At 59.0% G+C, this 19,974-nt stretch carries 11 protein-coding genes; 7 read left to right on the top strand and 4 right to left on the bottom strand.

The genetic code is table 11. From position 1 onward, the window contains the following. Positions 1–278: 278 nt before the first annotated feature. Both C7123_RS03645 and C7123_RS03650 read right to left on the bottom strand, forming a co-directional pair. Positions 279–1,499: a hypothetical protein gene (locus C7123_RS03645; protein WP_069175807.1), complete on the bottom strand. Its 1,221-nt coding sequence runs from the start codon at positions 1,497–1,499 to the stop codon at positions 279–281. Next, positions 1,483–3,567 carry a DUF349 domain-containing protein gene (locus C7123_RS03650; RefSeq protein ID WP_069175808.1) on the bottom strand — a complete coding sequence of 695 codons (2,085 nt, stop codon included), beginning with the start codon at positions 3,565–3,567 and terminating at the stop codon, positions 1,483–1,485. Before C7123_RS03650 ends, C7123_RS03645 begins: the two co-directional genes overlap by 17 nt. Positions 3,568–3,860: 293 nt before the next feature. Between C7123_RS03650 and C7123_RS13185 the strand changes: the two genes are divergently transcribed. From C7123_RS13185 to kdsA, 3 genes are all read left to right on the top strand, one after another. Beyond that, on the top strand, positions 3,861–4,088 hold the full coding sequence (locus tag C7123_RS13185) for a hypothetical protein (protein WP_069175809.1): 228 nt from the start codon (positions 3,861–3,863) through the stop codon (positions 4,086–4,088). Between the two features lie 55 nt (positions 4,089–4,143). Then, complete coding sequence (gene miaA, locus C7123_RS03660) at positions 4,144–5,064, top strand: tRNA (adenosine(37)-N6)-dimethylallyltransferase MiaA (protein WP_069176419.1); 921 nt, start codon at positions 4,144–4,146, stop codon at positions 5,062–5,064. 78 nt (positions 5,065–5,142) lie between these two features. Next, positions 5,143–5,949: a 3-deoxy-8-phosphooctulonate synthase gene (kdsA, locus tag C7123_RS03665; protein ID WP_069175810.1), complete on the top strand. Its 807-nt coding sequence runs from the start codon at positions 5,143–5,145 to the stop codon at positions 5,947–5,949. A 404-nt stretch (positions 5,950–6,353) separates the two neighbouring features. Here kdsA and pnp read toward each other — a convergent pair whose 3' ends face one another. Both pnp and purL read right to left on the bottom strand, forming a co-directional pair. Then, the gene (gene pnp / locus C7123_RS03670) at positions 6,354–8,537 is read right to left on the bottom strand and encodes a polyribonucleotide nucleotidyltransferase (RefSeq protein ID WP_069175811.1); all 2,184 of its coding nucleotides are present in this window, start codon (positions 8,535–8,537) and stop codon (positions 6,354–6,356) included. A gap of 422 nt (positions 8,538–8,959) precedes the next feature. Further along, a complete protein-coding gene (purL, locus tag C7123_RS03675) occupies positions 8,960–12,649 on the bottom strand; it encodes a phosphoribosylformylglycinamidine synthase (protein WP_069175812.1) in 3,690 nt (1,229 codons plus the stop codon). Between the two features lie 449 nt (positions 12,650–13,098). Here purL and C7123_RS03680 point away from each other — a divergent pair, with 449 nt between their 5' ends. From C7123_RS03680 to C7123_RS03695, 4 genes are all read left to right on the top strand, one after another. After that, positions 13,099–13,725, top strand: a complete 627-nt coding sequence (locus C7123_RS03680; RefSeq protein ID WP_037983673.1) for a LysE family translocator — start codon at positions 13,099–13,101, stop codon at positions 13,723–13,725. A gap of 1,100 nt (positions 13,726–14,825) precedes the next feature. Then, positions 14,826–15,440 carry a DUF4254 domain-containing protein gene (locus C7123_RS03685; RefSeq protein WP_069175813.1) on the top strand — a complete coding sequence of 205 codons (615 nt, stop codon included), beginning with the start codon at positions 14,826–14,828 and terminating at the stop codon, positions 15,438–15,440. Beyond that, positions 15,421–16,494, top strand: a complete 1,074-nt coding sequence (locus C7123_RS03690; protein WP_069175814.1) for a glycosyltransferase family 9 protein — start codon at positions 15,421–15,423, stop codon at positions 16,492–16,494. Before C7123_RS03685 ends, C7123_RS03690 begins: the two co-directional genes overlap by 20 nt. Before the next feature lie 1,065 nt (positions 16,495–17,559). Then, positions 17,560–18,369, top strand: coding sequence for a metal ABC transporter permease (locus tag C7123_RS03695; RefSeq protein ID WP_069175815.1), 810 nt, complete (start codon positions 17,560–17,562; stop codon positions 18,367–18,369). Positions 18,370–19,974: the final 1,605 nt, after the last annotated feature.

Consider the following 19,974-nt stretch of genomic DNA (forward strand, 5'->3'; position numbering starts at 1 on the left):
ACAATAGGTAAATCTATTTCTATAGCCTGTCTATAATCAGGAATAGAAGGAATACTATTTATAGTCCTTGTTCGTATCACAAACAGAATGTCCAAATTATTTTCATAGCCGTTCATAAACGAAACAACCCTCGTCCACGGCATGCAAAGCGTGGCGAGGGGTATTCCGAGGGTTTGAGCGGACAGGGGATTAGCGGCGACGTGTTCGCTGGAGAGCCGACGCGGCTGGGCAAAGGCGGCGAAGCCTTCGGCGGCACTTTGGCGCGGCCGAGGGAGGCGTCAAACGACTTCGATGAAGGCGCGGAAGAGGCTGGCTGGCGTGACGGGCACGAGGCTGAGGTAGCCCGCGCGCAGGCGACCGTCGGCGAAGTGGGCGGGGAGGCGCCGATTGTCGGCCTGATGGGCGCGGAGGGCGTCGCCGGGGGCGGGGCAGCGCGCGATGAGGAGGCGGCCGATGGCGTCGGGGTGCACCACGCGGCGGCTGAGCTCGACGGCCACGAGGCCCATCGTGTAGCGGAGGTTGAGCTCGATGAAGGGGTGGACGGCCGCGGAGCCGTCCGGACGGCGGTAGACGAGCATGTCGACGCCGAGGAAGCCGCTGTAGATGCGGCCGACGGTGTCGCAGAGGGTGTCGGTGACGGCCGTGCGGAGGCAGTCGAAAAGGGGGCCGCGGAGGATGTCGGGCAACTGCCCTCGGAGCCGGTTGGGGTCTCCGAGCCGGGCGCCGGTGAAGGCTCCGCGGGGGTGCGTGTCGAAGACGGAGAGGCCGGCGTAGGTGACGCAACCGTGGCCGTCGCTGTGAAACTCCAGGGCGAAGTCTGCCGTTTTGTCCAGCTTAGGCTCGATGCTGACCACGCCCCATCGACGGAGGGCACCCTCGATCCAACACCGCTCTGGATCAGTGATCGAAGCGTTTTCGAGGGTGAGAATCCCACGACCGGAGCAGGAGAAGGGAGTCTTGAGCATAAAGGGTGACTGACAAGTCTTCACGTAATCGACGACCTCACCCACCGACGTGCAGAAGCGGGGCACGGCAACGGGCGGCAACTCGGGCAACCGACGGAGCACGCGTTCCAAGCAACGAGCGGCGGTCTGCCGGTGGGTGAGCGTACGGAGGGCGTCGCTCCACGCAGGGACGAGGATCGGGGCGCCACGTCGGCGGAGGCGTTCGAAGGCGGCGAGGACGTCGGGCGAGAGTCCCCAAGGCATGGCGAGGAGCGGCCCCTCGACGTCCGCCGACAGCCGACAGAGCGCATCAGCAGTCAGCAGTCGGACGTCCGGGCGCAAAAAAAGAGGGAGCGAATCAAGGAATTGATCCGCCCCCTCGGTGTGGGTTATCCAGACGCTGTCGCCGCTGTCGGCGTACCAAAGTGGAAGGGTTTCGAGGTCGTCCGCCATCCGGCGAGAGGCGGCGTCGGGGGTATAGTTGGCTTGGCCGATCCCGACAGCCGCCTCGTGTCCCGGATTGAAACGGTGCAGGCGCCTACTCGAGGTTCTCATCGATGGCTTCGATCTTCTTGACCACGAGTGCCATCTCTTCGCGCAGGCGTTCGAGCTTACGCTCCATCTCTTTGAGGAGGCCACTGCCGCCCTTGGACGAGATGTTGAGGAAGCCGAGGTTGTTTTCGTAGGTCTGGACCTCGCTTTTCATGCGCTCATAGGTGCGCATGAGGCGATCGCGCTCGCTGTGGATGCGGCCTTTGCCCTGCTCAGCCATCTCGGAGAGGCCGGAGCGGAAGGCCTGCATGCGACGGTCGGCCTGGGCCACGTTGAGGCGGTCGTACTGTTTGTCGACGGCGGTGCGGAAGGCGTTGTAGGCGTTCTCTTTATCGCGGAAGGGCACGTAGCCGATGGCGTTCCATTCGCTGATGAGCGCCTTAAGCGTGGTGATGGACTCGTCGGCGGAAAGGCTCTCGTCGAGATTCTGGATCTTACGAACGATCTCGTTTTTGGCGTCGAGATTAGCCTTCTCTTCGTTACGCTGGCCGGAGAAGGCGGCGTTCTTACGCTCGAAGAAGTAGTCGCAGGCGGCGTTGAAGCGCTTCCAAACGGCGTCAGACTGACGGCGCTGCGTAGGCCCAACGGCCTTCCACTGGTTCTGCAACTCGATGAAGGCTTGGGTAGTTTCCTTCCAGTCGATGCTTTCCTTGAGCGCCTCAGCCTTCTCGAGCAGGGCCTTCTTCTGGCGGAGGTTCTCGTCGAAGTCCTTGCGGATCTCCTTGAAGAACTCGTTGCGGCGCTTGAAGAACTCGTCGCAGGCGGCGTGGAAGCGGTCGTAAATCTTCTGGTTCTGCTTCCGGGCGGCAAAGCCGATAGTGCGCCATTTTTGTTGCAGCTCGATGATTTCTGCGGCCTTCTTCTCCCAGTCGCGGTGGGTCTTCAGGTCGTCATATACGACGCCTTCGACGGTCTCACAGAGGGCTGTTTTGGCTTGCAGATTCTCTTCCTCACGGGCGCGAATGACCTCGAAGTGCTCTTGGTGGCGTCGGTTGACCTTCGTCATGAGTTCCTTGAAGTGGTTCCAAACCTCGTCGCGCTGTTCGCGGGGCACAGGACCGATTTCGCGCCATTGCTGGAAGATCTGCTGCATGTTGCGGTAAGCCGACACGACGTCTGGCTCCTCGACCAGTTTTTCAGCAGCCTCGGTGAGTTCCAGCTTACGTTCGAGGTTCTTCTTGAAGTCGTAATCGCGCAGCTGATGGTTGATCTTGACGATATCGTAGAAACGTTCGGCTTGGATCTGGTAGTTGTTCCAAAGCTCCTTGACGTGTTCCTGCGGTACGGGGTCGTACTCTTTCCATTTCTGCTGGATTTCGCGGAACTCGTTGTATCGCCGGTTGAAGTCGTCCGTGCTTTCGACGAGGGCTTTCATGCGGTCGATGAGGCTCAACTTCTTGAGGTAGTTCTCCTCACGCACACGCGTTCTCTCTTTCTCCAGTTCGGCACGGCGCTCCTTGTATCGGTTTAGTAGGTCTTTAACGACGGGCAGCGTCTCGTCGGACGGATTCTCAAAATCGTCCTCGTTACCGCCACCTTCGACAAAGACGCGCTTGAGCTCGTCCGCCTCGGTCTTGAGGATGCGATAGTAGGACTGTCGCAGTCGATCGATCTCATCGCGCGGCGCGCTCTCTGCACGGCCGACCGCCTCTTTGAGTTTCTCGATGATTTCGTGCTTGTTGAGCATACCGACTGCACCCGTCTCAATAGCCTCCTGTAACTCTCCGCAGTAGTCGTCGGGCGTGGTGGGCAGCTCCTTCATTTGCGGATCCTGCTGCACCGTAGCTTCGTTGACGACGATCTCGCGTACCGTCTCAGCGGGTGCCTCTTGCTGGGCGGGAGCTTCGGCTGTTGTAGCGGGCTCGGGCTGCTCAGTGGTCGGTTCAGGTGTTGACGCAGCGGGCGGCTCCGGAGCCGCTTCTGGGGCGAGCTCTGTTGTGATTACGTTTTGTTCGGGTGTGGTTTCTACGTTTTGTGCTTCCACGTTTTCAGACAGATTGTCCGAAAGTTGCTCGGGCGTCCGATCCATTTCCGGCATGCCCGTCTCATTGGTGTCTTTTGTCAATTCCATTTCGCTGTTCTAATTACTACAGGAGGGCCTTCCCTCCGTTATCCTCGGTGGACAAAGGAAACAGTTTTCGGGGGATTAACTATTGATGCCGACAAAAAGTGCTGATCGTGGGGCCATGAAGAGGAGATGATATGCCATGCAGGCAGTGGTTAAATGATCGTAAAACACACCAATCCAAGACTGGGCAGCTCAACGATTTTGCTACTTAGGCGTTACATTTACAACGGGAAAGAGATTCCAAGCGTGGATTCATCACCTCCCACTAACGTCTAATTTCTTAAATTGTCAGAGCGATGAAAACATTATTCCCGAAGAATCCCACGTGGATTCTACACACACGTAACGGAGACATCGCAAAGAGTGACCCTGAAGCAGAAAAGAGGGATTACTACTGCGAGAGTCAGGAGCCCCGGGCGGAAGCGCCCGACGAACGGACGGTGACAGCGGTCCGTGGAGATAACCATGCAGGCGTAAAAAACAAGAGACAAAAGTTTATCGCGTGCTACAACATGTTCTTTTAGCTACGGTCTATTCTGACCGTGGATGGTTCGTGGCAGCATCGATAGCCATTGCACGATGAAGGAGTACGAACTGATCACTATTTTAGGGCCCACGGCTTGCGGCAAGACACATTTTGCTGCAGCGTGGGCCTTCCGTTTGCATACGGAGATCATCAGCGCCGATTCGCGGCAGGTCTACCGACGGATGGACATCGGTACGGGTAAGGATCTGGCCGACTATGTCGTCGAGGGGCAGCGGGTGGCTTGCCACCTTGTCGACATCTGTGAGCCGGGCACACGCTACAATGTTTTTCGTTATCAGCACGACTTCTTCGACGTTTTTCGGCGGCTGCGAGAGGGCGGATTGGTGCCGATTCTCTGTGGCGGAACGGGGATGTATATCGAGGCGGTGCTGAAGGGGTATCGCCTGTTGGATGTACCGCCAAACGAGGCGCTACGGGAGCGGCTGAAGGACGTGCCACTGGCTGAGCTGGAGCGGATCTTGGCGTCGTATAAGACGTTGCACAACAAGACGGACGTGGACAGTGCGCAGCGTGCCATCCGCGCGATCGAGATTGAGGAGTACTACCGTAGTCAGTCGCCGGAACGGACCGAGTTTGCGCCCATCAACAGCCTGATCATCGGGCTGGACATCGACCGAGAGCTGCGGCGTGAACGCATCTCGCGGCGGCTCGTTGCGCGGTTAGACGAGGGGCTTATCGATGAGGTGCGCGGGCTGCTGGACGAGGGGATCGCGGCGGAGGACTTGATATACTACGGGTTGGAGTATCGCTTCGTGACGGAGTACGTGACAGGCCTACGATCGCGCGAGGAAATGATCAGCGGGCTGGAGACGGCCATCCACCAGTTTGCCAAGCGGCAGATGACGTGGTTTCGCGGCATGGAACGGCGGGGATTCACGATCCATTGGATCGACGCCACGCTACCCGTGGAGGAGATGATCCAACGCGCCGAGGAGCTTATATATAAGGTATAGGGAATGGGGGGCGGGGAAGTCGGGCCCGGGGGACATGGATATGATTTTAGACAAACCATCAAACGAATGAGATAAACAATGAACATCAATGATTTGACAAGCACAAAACAGTTCTTCCTGCTGGCCGGCCCGTGCGTGATTGAGGGCGAGGAGATGGCGCTGCGCATTGCGGAGCGTGTGGCGGAGATTACGGGCCGGCTGGGTATCCCGTATGTCTTCAAGGGGTCGTATCGCAAGGCGAATCGATCGCGTATTGATTCCTTCACGGGCATCGGTGACGAGCGGGCGCTCGGTATTCTCGGCAAGGTGCGCGAGCGGCTGGGCATCCCGACCGTGACCGATATTCACGAGACGCATGAGGCGACCTTGGCGGCGGAGTTTGTGGACGTGTTGCAAATCCCGGCCTTCCTCTGCCGGCAGACGGACCTGCTGATCGCGGCGGCGCATACGGGGCGGATCGTGAACATTAAAAAGGGGCAGTTTCTGGCGCCGGACGCGATGCGTTTTGCGGCGCAAAAGGTGGTCGACGCGGGCAACCCGAACGTGATGCTGACGGAGCGCGGGACGACTTTTGGGTACACCGACCTTGTGGTCGACTTCCGCGGCATCCCACGCATGCAGGCCTTTGGTCACCCGGTGGTGACGGACATCACGCACTCGCTCCAGCAGCCGAACCTGGCGTCGGGTGTGGCGGGCGGACTGCCAGAGCTGATCGAGACCATCGGGCGCGCGGCCGTGGCTGTGGGGACGGATGGGATCTTCCTTGAGACGCACCCGGACCCGGCCTCGGCGCTGTCGGACGCGGCGAACATGCTCCCGCTCGACCGGCTGGAGGGACTGCTCACGCGGCTGGTGCGCATCCGCGAGGCGATCCTTGCGCAGTGAGCGCTGCCTGATCCTGCCTGTCTGTTGCCTCAATATTTACCGGGCTCCGATTTACGGTAAATCAGCCCCAAGCAGGCTTGCATGGCCCGATATACAGTATATCAGCTTCAAACAGGCTTGCATGGCTCCGATATACAGTATATCAAGCCCAAACAGGCTTGCATAGCTCCGATATACAGTATATCAGCCCCGAGCAGGCTTGCATAGCTCCGATATACAGTATATCAGCCCCGAGCAGGCTTGCATAGCTTCGATATACAGTATATCAGCCCCGAGCAGGCTTGCATGGACCGATATACAGTATATCAAGCGCCGTCGTCTCCCCCCAAAAAGAAGTCCCCCGAGCCATGGACCTACCATCCATGCCCGGGGGACTTTTTCATGCGATCGACAGTCGGCGCGGCTTACCGACGACCGCCGCCGTTGCCACCTTGGCGAGGCGGACGACTGCCACGGGCCGCAGGCTCCGTGTAGCCTTCGGGTTTCGGCATGAGCGCACGGCGCGAGAGCTTGAACTTGCCCGTCTTCGGGTCGATGTCCACGAGCTTCACCACAACGCGGTCGCCCTCCTTGAGGCCGGCCTCTTCAACCGTCTCGAGGCGCTTCCAATCGATCTCCGAGATGTGCAGCAGGCCGTCCTTGCCGGGCATGAACTCGACGAAGGCGCCGTAAGGCATGATGGACGAGATCTTGCCCTCGTACGTCTCACCGACCTCAGGCACAGCGACGATGGCGCGGATGGCGCGCAGGGCTGCGTCGATCGATTCCTTGTTCGTGGCGGCCACCTCGACGATGCCGACGTTGTCCACCTCGTCGATGGAGATCGTGGCGCCAGATTTCTCCTGAATGCCCTGGATAATCTTTCCGCCCGGGCCGATGACGGCGCCGATGAACTCCTTGCCGATGGTGAAGGTTTCGATGCGCGGAGCGTGCGGTTTAAGCTCGACACGCGGTTCGGGTTGCGCCTCGACGATCTTATTAAGGATGTGCAGGCGTCCCTCCTTGGCTTGTGCCAGGGCGCGCTCGAGGATCTCGTACGAGAGGCCGTCCACCTTGATGTCCATCTGTGTGGCAGTGATGCCGTCGCGCGTGCCGGTCACTTTGAAGTCCATGTCGCCCAGGTGATCCTCATCGCCGAGGATGTCGGAGAGGATGGCGTAGTTCGTTCCCTTGTTTTCGGAGATCAACCCCATGGCGATGCCCGACACCGGTTTGCGGATGGGTACGCCAGCATCCATCAGCGCCAGTGTGCCAGCGCAAACGGTGGCCATCGACGAGGAGCCGTTCGATTCGAGGATGTCAGATACGACGCGCAGCACATACGGGTAATCCTTCGGGATCATGCGCTTGAGGGCGCGGTGAGCCAAGTTGCCGTGACCGATCTCGCGACGGCCTACACCGCGCTGCGACTTGGCCTCGCCGGTGGAGAAGGGCGGGAAGTTGTAATGCAACAGGAAGCGGTCGCGACCCTGATTGAGCACATCGTCCACGATCTTCTCATCGCTCTTCGTGCCCAGCGTGACGGTCGTCAGCGACTGCGTCTCGCCGCGGGTGAAGACGGCCGATCCGTGCGGTCCCGGCAGGTAGTCCGGCTCGATCCATATGGGTCGGATGTCCGTCGTGCGACGGCCGTCGAGGCGCTTGCCTTCGTCAAGGATGGCGCGGCGCATGGCCTCTTTCTCCACGTCGTGATAGTAGCGATCGATGAGGGCTGCCTTTTCCTCCAGCTCTTCCTCGGTGTAGTTCGCCTTAAAGTCCTCCACGATCTTTTCGAAAGCCTCGGCACGCTCCTGCTTGCCCTGTCCGGAGACAGAGATGGCGTACGCCTTGGCGTAAAGCTCATCGTGCACCTTTTGGCGCAGCTCCTCGTCGTTCTCTTCGTGGCAATATTCACGCTTCACCGTCTTGCCGCAGGCAGCTTCGAGCTCCTTTTGCACCAGGCAGTGCTGCTTGATAGCTTCATGGGCCACGCGGATAGCCTCGAGCATTTCAGCCTCCTGCACCTCATCCATTTCGCCTTCCACCATCATAATGTTCTCGTACGTTGCACCCACCATGATGTCAATGTCAGCCTTCTCCAGCTGCTCAAAGGTGGGGTTGATGACAAACCGTCCGTCGATGCGTGCCACGCGCACCTCCGAGATCGGTCCGCCGAAGGGAATGTCGGAGACAGCCAGCGCCGACGATGCTGCCAGTCCAGCCAGTGCATCGGGCATATCGATGCCGTCGGACGAGAGCAGGATGACGTTGACGTACACCTCCGCGTGATAATTGTCCGGGAAGAGGGGGCGCAGTACGCGGTCCACCAAGCGAGACGTCAGAATCTCGTAGTCAGAGGGTTTACCCTCTCTGCGCGTAAAGCCACCGGGGAAGCGCCCGAAGGCTGCATATTTCTCTTTGTAGTCCACCTGAAGGGGCATGAAATCCGTGCCCGGCACCGCATCTTTCGCGGCACACACCGCAGCCAGCAACACCGTGTTGCCCATGCGTACGGTCACGGATCCATCGGCCTGCTTAGCCAATTTCCCCGTTTCGATGGTGATGCTTCGTCCGTCACCCAGATCAATCGTCTTTTGAATCACATTCATCTTGTTCGTTCTTTTTACTATCTTATTTACTTCAAAAAATTGCGCCAAATGTACACTCAAATCGTTCATCAGTGGCTTTCAAGGGATTTGCGAGGGAAGACGTTTGGGCGGGAGCGGAGTTTCGACGAGTTATCGGATATACTAAAAGATCATGTCGTGAATGCCGAATATATCCGCCCGCACACTTACCTGCACACCTTCTCTCATCGTACTTCGCTCATTCGAGCCTCAAAGGAGCCTTAAGGTAGCCGTATGTTTTTCCGCTCGCACCTCCTTCCAACACACCCGTCAAGCTACCCACCGAACCTCCGCGGTCCCCGCTTCGGGGCGGTCACCCCTACTAAAGCGTCCTGCCGGATGAAGAGGCGATCGTGTACTCTCATCCGGCAGGACTCGGTTGTTCTCAGCGACAGGGCTGACGGCTAACGCCGCTTGCTCTCTACCCAGCGGCGGGCATTGACAAAGGCTTGCATCCAGGGCGCGACCTCGTCTTGACGACGGTCGGCGGGGTAATGGGCGCACTGCCAGGGGAAGATCGACCGCTCCGGATGGGGCATCATGGCTAGGTGACGGCCGTCGGCGGAGGTCAGCGCGGCAACGCCCCACTGTGAGCCGTTGGGATTGGCGGGGTAGCTGTCGTAACTGTAACGCGCCGCTATGCGGTAACGCGACTCCTCATAGGGGAAGTCGAAGCGGCCTTCACCGTGGGCGACCCATACGCCGATCCGAGCGCCGGAGAGCGAGCCTAACATGACGGAATCGTTCTGCGGAATGTCGAGCGTGACGAAGCTCGATTCAAACTTGTGTGAGCGGTTGTGGAGCAGGGCGTGACGTTCCGTATGGTCGGGGTAGAGGAGACCGAGGTGGGCCATGAGTTGGCAACCGTTGCAGACGCCGAGGCTGAGCGTGTCCGGGCGGTCGTAGAAGCGGTTGATGGCAGAGCAAGCGCGGTCGTTATGGAGTATGCCTGCCGCCCAGCCCTTGGCGGATCCGAGGACGTCGGAGTTGGAAAAACCGCCGCAGAAGACGGCAAAATCGATGTCGTCGAGTGTCTCGCGGCCCGTGGCGAGGTCGGTCAGGTGGACGTCCTTCACGTCGAACCCGGCCAGATAGAGGGCGTAGGCCATCTCGCGCTCGCCGTTCGTGCCTTTATCGCGGAGGATGGCCGCACGGACGCCGCTCCGTTCGGTGCGGGCGGTGGAGAGTCCGAGGCTGGCGGTCGATCCGACGAATGTGTCAGGGATACGGAAACGCAGCGGCTGCATCTTATACTGTTCGTAACGGGTAGCTGCGCACTCCTCGCCGCTCTGAAGACGGTCGAGCAGGTAGGAGGAGCGATACCAGACGTCTCGCATATAATCGATACCGAAGTGGTAATCGGCGCCGTCCTTCGTGATGAGCAGGTGACGCTCGTCAGTCGGACGGGCCACGCGATAGAACCGCACGCCGGCCTCGCGAAGGATCGCCTCCAGACGGTCGTCTGCGGGCACTTGCAAGAGTACGGCGGGGTTTTCGGAGAAGAGGATCTTGACCAGATCCGGGTCGGGGATGGCGTCCAGATCGACCTCGAGGCCGCCGTCAACGTTAGCGAAACACATCTCCAGTAGGGCGACCAGCATGCCGCCGGCCGATACGTCGTGACCAGCCTGCACCAAACCCGACCCGACGGCCGTCTGCACGGCCCCGAAGGCTCGGCGGAAATAGTCCGTATCCAAAACGTCCGGCACCTCCGACCCCACGCTACCGAGTGATTGCGCGAAGGCCGACCCGCCCAGCCTTAGCTCGCAGCCTGAGAAATCCACATAATAGACGGCCGTCGCTGGGTCGTTCGATAGTACGGGGGAGATGATCCGATGGATGTCACTCACCTCGGCGGCTGCGGAGATGATGACCGTACCCGGCGCCAGTACCTTCTCCTCACCATACTTCTGAGTCATCGAGAGCGAATCCTTGCCGGTCGGGATGTTGATACCGAGGGCACAAGCGAAGTCAGATGCGGCTTCAACAGCATGATAGAGACGTGCGTCCTCGCCAGGGTTGCGGCAGGGCCACATCCAGTTGGCGCTCAGGGAGACGCTACGTAGGCCGTCGGCCAGGTGGGCAAAGACGATGTTGGTCAGCGCTTCGGCAATAGCCAGCCGCGAGCCAGCTGCGGGGTCGACGAGGGCGGCTTGCGGGGCGTGACCGATGGAGGTGGCCATGCCGTGCCTTCCGTGGAAGTCGAGTGCGACGGCACCCAGATCGCTCAGCGGTAGCTGTAACTCGCCCACACACTGCTGTCGGGCCACGCGACCCGTGACGCTCCGGTCTGCTTTGTTCGTCAGCCAGTCCTTGCAGGCTACAGCTTCCATCTGTAAAACGTTCTCCAGATAGGTATGCAGTTCGGATAACCGATAGGTCAGGGCGGGGAACGAGGGCTGGAGGTTGCTGTCCTCCATGATGGTGCGCGGAGGATTGCCGAACATATCTTCCAAGCGGAGGTCGATCGGGCAGGTGCCGTTGCGCTGAGCAAAGACAAACCGCATGTCGCCCGTAGTCTCGCCCACCACATACATCGGTGCGCGCTCCCGTTCGGCGATGCGCCGCACGCGGGCGGTATCCTCATCCTTAATCAACAAGCCCATGCGCTCCTGGCTCTCGTTGCCAATTATCTCGCGGGCGGAGAGGGTCGGATCGCCGACAGGTAGGCTATCCATGTCGATTCGCCCACCGGTGGCCTCCACCAGTTCCGAAAGACAGTTCAGATGACCTCCTGCGCCGTGGTCGTGGATCGATACGATGGGGTTGTCATCCGATTCGGCCAGAGCCCGTATCACGTTTGCAGCACGCTTCTGCATTTCCGGATTGGCTCGCTGCACGGCATTCAGCTCAATACCAGAGGCGTAGCGACCCGTGTCAACCGACGAAACGGCCCCGCCACCCATACCAATGCGGTAATTGTCTCCGCCTAACACGACCACTTTTTCACCTGCCTCGGGCTGCCCCTTCAGGGCGTCGCGCCGATTAGCGAAGCCCATGCCGCCGGCCAGCATGATAACCTTGTCGTAGGCGTAACTGCGACCGTCCGGCGCTTTGTATTCAAACGTCAGCAAGGAGCCACAGATGAGCGGTTGGCCGAACTTGTTACCAAAGTCAGAGGCACCGTTGGAGGCCTTGACTAAGATCTGCGCGGGCGTTTGGTAGAGCCACGAGCGCGGGTCCAAGACGCGCTCCCAAGCGCGATCGGGGTCGGTGCGCGGGTAGGCTGTCATGTAGACGGCTGTACCGGCCAGTGGCAGCGAGGCGCGGCCGCCTCCAAGACGGTCGCGGATCTCCCCCCCGGTGCCGGTAGCGGCTCCGTTGAAGGGTTCGACCGTAGTGGGGAAGTTGTGCGTTTCGGCTTTCAGCGCCAGCACGGTAGGGATGGGCCGCGTGACAAAGAAATCAGGCCCGTCAGCCGAAGCGGGGGCGAACTGCTCTACCGTCGGCCCGGCGTTAAAGGCCACGTTGTCCTTGTAGGCCGAGACGAGACCGTTCGGGTTGACGGACGACGTGCGCTTGATCATTGCAAAGAGGCTATCGGGTTGCTCAACCCCGTCGATGACGAACTTGCCTCCGAAGATCTTGTGGCGGCAGTGCTCAGAGTTGACCTGCGAAAAACCGAACACTTCGCTGTCGGTCAGCTTGCGCCCCAGTCGGTGGCTCAAGTCGTTCAGGTAACGCACCTCGTCGTCGCTGAGGGCCAGACCTTCGCGGCGATTGTAGTCCGCGATGTCGTCGATATAGACGATGGGTTCGGGCTGCCGATCGGTGGTGAAGAGGCGTTGGTCGAGCCGGTCGTAGAGGCGTTGTAGCATGGGGTCGCAGTCGGCCTGATCGGTAGCGGGCAGGTATTCCTCGATGCGCGAGATGCCCTTGAGACCCATGTTTTGGGTGATCTCCACGGCGTTGGTGCTCCACGGGGTGATCATTTCGCGGCGAGGCCCGACGAATCGGCCTTCGATTTCGGGAGAGTCTACGGCAGCTGCCTGGCCAAAGAGCCAGCTGAGTGGGGCGCGTTCATCCTCGGTCAGGGCGTGGTCTACTTCAACGGCATAGACCGTTCCGGCGGGTAGGTGGAAGAATTGGATCATTTGTAGTTACGAGTGGTTAGGGGTAGGGAGTGCCGGGAGTCATCAGCCATCGGGGCGCCGCGCTACCACCGTTTAACGATGCGCAAAAATACAGGTTCTTGCCGTGGGGTGTACTCACGCGGGGGTCCAAAATATATATCTGTATGCTGAACCCTAAACCTATGGCGGTTCAACACTCCTATCCCGCGGCCGTCCCCTGCGGGGCCGTTTGTGGGGCGTATGCTGTTGCGGCCCTACGCCGGGTACACGCATCACATCAAAATCCGGATCGGTTACGTGAATCCCCCAAACGTATCGCTTCCCAATCCGGGTTGGTTACGTGAACCCGCGGCGGCCTCAGGGCGAGGCGATTTTGCTACCTTTGCAACCATCATGCGCAGACAGTCCACAATGACCCTACGATTTGCCCAACCCCTGACTCCTCACACTTCCTTTGACGCAACAAGATGATGGTGGATTTACTGGAACTCTTTCGCACGGGGATGATTATAGGCATACTGGTGTCGGCTCCGATGGGCCCCATCGGCATGCTCTGCATCCAGCGCACCCTCTCCGAAGGTCGTTGGCACGGCTTTGTAAGCGGACTCGGGGCGGCCCTCTCTGACGTGATCTATGCCGCCGTGACAGCCCTCTCGATGGGATTGGTGGTCAACTTTGTCGAGGCACACCAGAAGCCGCTCGAGGTATTTGGCAGTTTGGTACTCGGCGCCTTTGGTTACTACATTTTCCAGGCCAATCCCGTCAAACGTTTACGCAAGAACAGCGCCTCGCGCCTCTCCTTGGTGCAAGATTTTATCTCAGCCTTTCTGCTCACCCTGAGCAATGTACTGATTGTATTCCTATATATCGGCCTCTTCGCCCGGTTCTCCTTCGTCTTTTCGGCCAGCGTCTGGGACGTGCCCATTGGTCTGACCGGTATTGCCGCCGGAGCCGTCCTGTGGTGGCTGTTGATCACCTACCTCGTGTCGCGCCTCCGCCGATGGTTCAACATTCGCAGTATCCGCATACTGAACCGCATCGTAGGCTCCGCCATCATCCTCCTCTCCATCCTCGGGCTCGTCTACGCCTTCGCCTAATTCGGAAAACACGGCCGTATTTTGATGGATAACGTGTATCCGGTTCGGAAAACACGGCCGTATTTTGATGGATAACGCGTACCCGGTTCGAAAAACACATTCGTATTTCGATGGATAACGTGTACCGGGTACGGAAAACATGTCCGTATCCCTAACCGAAACACATACCCCGTTCGAAAAACGTATTCGTATTTTGATGTACGGCATGTAACGCGTGTAGGGGCGTATTGCATACGCCCCACGAACGCCGCCCATAGGTGGCGAAAACATGTCCGTATCCCCAACCGAAATATGTACCCCGTTCGGAAAACGTATTCGTATTTCGATGTATGGCATGTAACACGTGTAGGGGCGTATTGCATACGCCCTACAAACGCCGCCCATAGGTGGCGAAAACATGTCCGTATCCCTAACCGAAACATATTCCCGATTCGGAAAACATATCCATATACCTAACCGTCGCCCCCAAAAACCACCCATAACATGACCATCATTCGGCCCCATGGGGCCGTCTGTGGGGCGTATTCAATACGCCCCTACAACCGGGGACACGCCTTATTTGGAATAACATGGCCGTATTTCTAACTGCCGATAGGTTTGATATGACAATACGGCAGGTATTTTGAACTACCGAGGGGTATTACATGAAAATACGGCAGGTATTTTCAACTCCGGAGTGGTAGGGACTGAAAATACGGCAGGTATTTTCAACTCCTGAGCCTCGGTAGTTCAAAATACCTGCCGTATTGTCATACATATGCGCTCGGTAGTTGTCTTGACGGTCGTGTTACGGGGTATCACGGGGTCCTATGGTTGAAAATACGGTCGTGTTACGACCACCGCGGAAGGGCCGCACCTATGTATTCGGTCGTGTTATAGGATGTTTTTGGGGACGGCGGTTGGAAATACGGATATGTTTTCCGAACCCGGTACACGTCATACATTAAAATACGGACACGTTCCCCCGACCCAATACACGCCACACACAGAAAAACACACCCTATTTTTCAACATTCGTCCAATGGGGGTAACCATGACCGGGAGGTTTGGCCTACCTTTGGGGCCGTTCATTTCAAGAATAACGTATTAAAGACCTACTTATGACACCTTTCAGTAAGACCGCCTATCCGATTTTTGAACGCGCCATAGACGATTATCACGTCTCAGACGATGTCGACGCACCTATCCGCAACCCTTACCCCGCACCCGGGATTGAGGCCAACTTGTATCTCAAGAACTGGATCGACACGGTGCAATGGCATTTGGAAGACATTGTGCGCGACCCTGAGATCGACCCTATTCGTGCCCTGCAGATCAAGCGCCGGATAGATCGCTCGAACCAGGAGCGGACGGATCTGGTGGAGCGCATTGATAGCTATTTCTTGACCCTATACAAGGACGTGCAGCCAGCGGCAGATGCTACGATCAATACTGAAAGCCCAGCTTGGGCCGTCGACCGCCTCTCGATACTGGCCCTGAAGATCTACCACATGCGTCAGGAGGTTGACCGTACGGATGTCGACGAGGCTCATCGGGAGGCTTGCCGGCGTAAGCTGGCGGTGCTGTTGGAGCAGCGCGCAGACCTCTCACTGGCCTTGGATCAGCTGCTGGCGGACATTGCGGCGGGCCGTAAGTACATGAAAGTCTACCGACAGATGAAGATGTACAACGATCCCTCGCTTAACCCCGTGCTGTATGGCAAGAAAGAAGGGTGACGGGTCGCTCCGCGCGCTCGTGATCCGCTTCCGCCGGGTCGGCGACGCCGTCTTGGCGGTTGCCGCGTGCAGCTCCCTGAAGCGCTCCTTTCCCGATATACGTGTGGATTTCGTACTCAACGAGGCCATCGCTCCCCTTTTCGAGGGTCATCCGGACATCGATCGCGTGGTCACGTTTACCGATACGGACAATGCGAACCCATGGCGGTACGTCCGGCGTGTCTTCGACGTCATGCGCAAGACACGTTACGACATCCTGATCGACATGCGCGCTACCCCGCGGACGTTGCTCTTCAGCCTCTTCTCCCTCCGTACCCCTTATCGCATCGGGACGCGCAAGCCCTACAGTCGCCTCCTCCATAACTATCGCGTAGCCGACCGCATCGACCCCTCGCTCGACATGGTGCAGCGCGACTTGCTCCTGCTCTCGCCCCTCGAGCGACTCGGGCCGTTGCGCTTAGATCCCACGTTCCGCCTCTACGTCTCCGACAAGGATCGGGCTACCTACCGCGCTTATATGGAGGGCAAAGGGGTCGATTTCACGAAGCCCATCGTGCTGGCGGCTGTTGCAACACGCATCGAGGGCAAAGGCTGGGAGATGGAGCGTATGGTCGGCGTGCTCCGACACGTAATCGACACCTTCCACCCCCAGATCATCCTGAACCATTCCGGCTACCGCGAGCTGGAGATCAGTCTCATGCTTTACGAGCGCATGGACTACGACCCGCATATCCTTCCCGAGATCGAGGCCACAACGCTACGCGAACTGCGCGCCCTGACCTCGCTCTGCGACTTCTTCTTTGGTAACGAGGGCGGCCCCCGGCACATCGCCCAGGCGCTCGACACCCCCTCGTACGCCATCTATCCCCCGGGCATCAGTCGGCGGCTATGGCTGCCCGGCGACAGTCCGCGACACCGTGGCATCAGCCCGGACGACATCGCCCCCCCCTCCCCCACCGCTACCCGTGCCGAGCGCTTCGACCTGGTGACAGTCGACCGCGTCTGGTCCGACCTCGAACCCATGATGCGGGAATATCTGGGCTACGCCCAGTAGCATCCGGCCTCTGGCCGGGGTAGTGGGGGCTGCGCCCCGGTAGTTACGCGCCCTTGGCGCGGGTAGTCAAGGGCTACGCCCAGTAGCATCCGGCCTCTAGCCGGGGTAGTAGGGGCTGCGCCCCGGTAGTTACGCGCCCTTGGCACGGGTAGTCAAGGGCTACGCCCGGTAGCTTCCGGCCTCTGGCCGGGGTAGTAGGGGCTGCGCCCCGGTAGTTACGCGCCGTTGGCGCGGGTAGTCAAGGGCTACGCCCGGTAGCTTCCGGCCTCTGGCCGGGGTAGTAGGGGCTGCGCCCCGGTAGTTACGCGCCGTTGGCACGGGTAGTCAAGGGCTACGCCCGGTAGCTTCCGGCCTCTGGCCGGGGTAGTAGGGGCTGCGCCCCGGTAGTTACGCGCCGTTGGCGCGGGTAGTCAAGGGCTACGCCCGGTAGCTTCCGGCCTCTGGCCGGTGTAGTAGGGGCTGCGCCCCGGTAGTTACGCGCCGTTGGCGCGGGTAGTTAGAAGTAGTTTAATGTAGCTTCTACCTACTGACGTCTCCACTATACGCGCCGCAAGGCGCATAACTACCGACCGAAGGCCGTAATCCCTGCGCCGCAAGGCGCATAACTACCGGCCGAAGGCCGCACTACCCGCACCGCAAGGCGCATCACTACCGGCCGAAGGCCGTACTACCTGCGCCGTAAGGCGCATAACTACCGGCCGAAGGCCGAACTCCTCGCGCCGCAAGGTGCATCACTACCGGCCGAAGGCCATACTCCCTGCGCCGCAAAGCGCATAACTACCGGCCGAAGGCCGTAATCCCTGCGCCGCAAGGCGCATCACTACCGGCCGAAGGCCGTAATCCCTGCGCCGCAAGGCGCATCACTACCGGCCGAAGGCCGTAATCCCTGCGCCGCAAGGCGCATCACTACCGGCAGAAGGCCGTAATCCCCGCGCCGCAAGGCGCATAACTACCGGCCGAAGGCCGTAATCCCCGCGCCGTAAGGCGCATAACTACCGGCCGAATGCCGTAATCCCCGCGCCGCAAGGCGCATCACTACCGGCCGAAGGCCATACTACCTATTTTATGGACATCTTTCAATACACCTTCTTTCAGAACGCCCTCCTCGGAGCACTTTTCACGACCATCGCCTGCGGCATAGTCGGCACATACGTTGTGTCACGCCGACTCGTCTTCATCAGCGGTGGCGTCACCCACGCCTCCTTCGGAGGTCTCGGCCTCGGCTTCTACCTCGGTCTGGATCCGTTTTGGGCCGCCCTTACGTTCGCCGTCCTCTCGGCCTTTGGGATCGAGTGGGTAGGTCGCTCCGGGCGTGTCCGCGAAGACTCCGCCATCGCCGCCTTCTGGTCGCTCGGCATGGCTGTCGGGGCCATCTTTATCGTCCTCACGCCGGGCTACGCTCCCAATCTCTCGTCGTATCTCTTTGGCAACATCCTCACCATCTCCCGTGCCGACATCGGTCTGACAGCCGCCTTCGCCACCGCCTTGAGTCTCTTTTTCGCCCTCCTCTACCGCCCGATCGTCTACACGGCCTTCGACCGCGATTTTGCCCAAGTGCAAGGCCTCCCCGTTCGGCGTATCGAGTCCGCCATGACCCTCTTCACGGCCATCACCATCGTCCTCTCGATCCGCCTCGTGGGCATCATGCTCCTGATGAGCCTCCTGACCGTCCCTCAGATGACAGTCAACCTCTTCACCGCCGACTTCCGCCGAATCCTCTTCGGCAGCATCGCCCTAGGGTTCTTCGCCTGCGTGTGCGGATTATGGTTGTCGTTTGTGCTGCAAGTCCCCTCGGGCGCCTTTATTATCGTAGTCCTGATCGTCATCTTCCTCCTCGCCAAACTCATTCACGCCCGTCTCCTCCGCAAGCGGTAGCCCCCACCGCCCCACCTCCCAAAAATCCCCGCCCCTCCGGTCGAGAGATCCCATCGGTATTTCGAAGGATCGCACGTATCCGGTTGGGGAATCGCATCGGTATTTCGAAGAATCGCACGTATCCAGTTGGAGAATCGCATCGGTATTTCGAAGGATCGCACATACCCGGTTGGGGCATTGCATCGGTATTTCGAAGGATCGCACGTACCCGGTCGTAGGGGCGTATCGCATATACCCCACAGACGGCCCCGAAGGGGACGAAAACAGGATAGTTTTTTGAAGGGCCACACGTATCCAGTCGTAGGGGCGTATCGCATACGCCCCACAAGCGTCCCCAAAGGGGACGAAAACAGGACAGTTTTTTGAACCCTCACACGTACCCAGTCGTAGGATCGCATCGGTATTTCGAAGAATCGCACGTACCCATCCGTAGGGGCGCAAAAGAATACGCCCACCAGATGGCCCCAAGGGGGACGAATACAGATCCTTTTTTTAAACCCTCGCACGTACCCAGTTGGAGAATTGCATCAGTATTTCGAAGGATCACATGTACCCAGTTGTAGGGGCGTATCGAATACGCCCCACAGTCGGCCCCGAAGGGGACGAAAACGGGATAGTTTTTTGAAGGGCCGCACATACCCGGTCGTAGGGGCGTATTGCATACGCCCCACAGACGGCCCCGAAGGGGGACGAAAACAGAACAGTTTTTCGAAGGGCAGCACGTACCCGGTTGGGGAATTGCATCGGCATTTTGAAGGATTGCATGTACCCAGTCGTAGGGGCGTATTGAATACGCCCCACAAGCGGCCCCGAAGGGGACGAAAATGGGATAGTTTTTCGAAGGGCCGCACGTACCCGGTTGGGAAATTGCATCGGTATTTTGAAGAATTGCACGTATCCAGTTGTAGAGGCGTATTGAATACGCCCCATAGGCGGCCCCGAGGGGGACAAAAACGGGACAGTTTTTCGAAGGGCCGCACGTACCCAGTTGGGGAATAGCTTCGGTATTTCGAAGGATTGCACATACCCAGTTGTAGGGGCGTATCGAATACGCCCCACAAGCGACCCCGAAGGGGACGGAAACGGGACAGTTTTTCGAAGGGCCGCACGTACCCAGTTGGGGAATAGCTTCGGTATTTCGAAGGATTGCACGTACCCAGTCGTAGGGGCGTATTGAATACGCCCCACAAGCGGCCCCGAAGGGGACGAAAACGGGACAGTTTTTTGAAGGGCAGCACATACCCGGTCGTAGGGGCGTATCGCATACGCTCCACAGACGGCCCCAAGGGGGACGAAAACGAGATAGTTTTTTGGAGGGCCGCACGTACCCGATTGTAGGGGCGTATTGCATACGCCCCACAGACGGCCCCGAAGGGGACGAAAACGGGACAGTTTTCGCATCCGTTGGCGGTGTTTAGTTGGGCGTATGCAATACGCCCCTACCCTACCGGCTGACAAGGATTCAATGAACAGACACGCATTTGCAACCTCTAATAGACAATCCTAAGGATAATGTTTTCGGAAAGCCTACTTTCTGGAGATGAGTGTAAGGATGACATTTTCGGAGAATCTGCTTTCTAAAGACAAGACTAAGGATAACGTTTT

The sequence above is a fragment of the Tannerella serpentiformis genome (genome assembly GCF_003033925.1).
Taxonomy (GTDB): domain Bacteria; phylum Bacteroidota; class Bacteroidia; order Bacteroidales; family Tannerellaceae; genus Tannerella; species Tannerella serpentiformis.

Coding starts and splice junctions, on each gene's coding strand:
- pnp (WP_069175811.1), bottom strand. CDS start 8,537: ATGAATGTGATTCAAAAGACGATTGATCTGGGTGACGGACGAAGCATC.
- C7123_RS03690 (WP_069175814.1), top strand. CDS start 15,421: ATGGCAAGAAAGAAGGGTGACGGGTCGCTCCGCGCGCTCGTGATCCGC.
- C7123_RS03645 (WP_069175807.1), bottom strand. CDS start 1,499: ATGAGAACCTCGAGTAGGCGCCTGCACCGTTTCAATCCGGGACACGAG.
- C7123_RS13185 (WP_069175809.1), top strand. CDS start 3,861: ATGAAAACATTATTCCCGAAGAATCCCACGTGGATTCTACACACACGT.
- kdsA (WP_069175810.1), top strand. CDS start 5,143: ATGAACATCAATGATTTGACAAGCACAAAACAGTTCTTCCTGCTGGCC.
- C7123_RS03680 (WP_037983673.1), top strand. CDS start 13,099: ATGGTGGATTTACTGGAACTCTTTCGCACGGGGATGATTATAGGCATA.
- C7123_RS03685 (WP_069175813.1), top strand. CDS start 14,826: ATGACACCTTTCAGTAAGACCGCCTATCCGATTTTTGAACGCGCCATA.
- C7123_RS03695 (WP_069175815.1), top strand. CDS start 17,560: ATGGACATCTTTCAATACACCTTCTTTCAGAACGCCCTCCTCGGAGCA.
- purL (WP_069175812.1), bottom strand. CDS start 12,649: ATGATCCAATTCTTCCACCTACCCGCCGGAACGGTCTATGCCGTTGAA.
- C7123_RS03650 (WP_069175808.1), bottom strand. CDS start 3,567: ATGGAATTGACAAAAGACACCAATGAGACGGGCATGCCGGAAATGGAT.
- miaA (WP_069176419.1), top strand. CDS start 4,144: ATGAAGGAGTACGAACTGATCACTATTTTAGGGCCCACGGCTTGCGGC.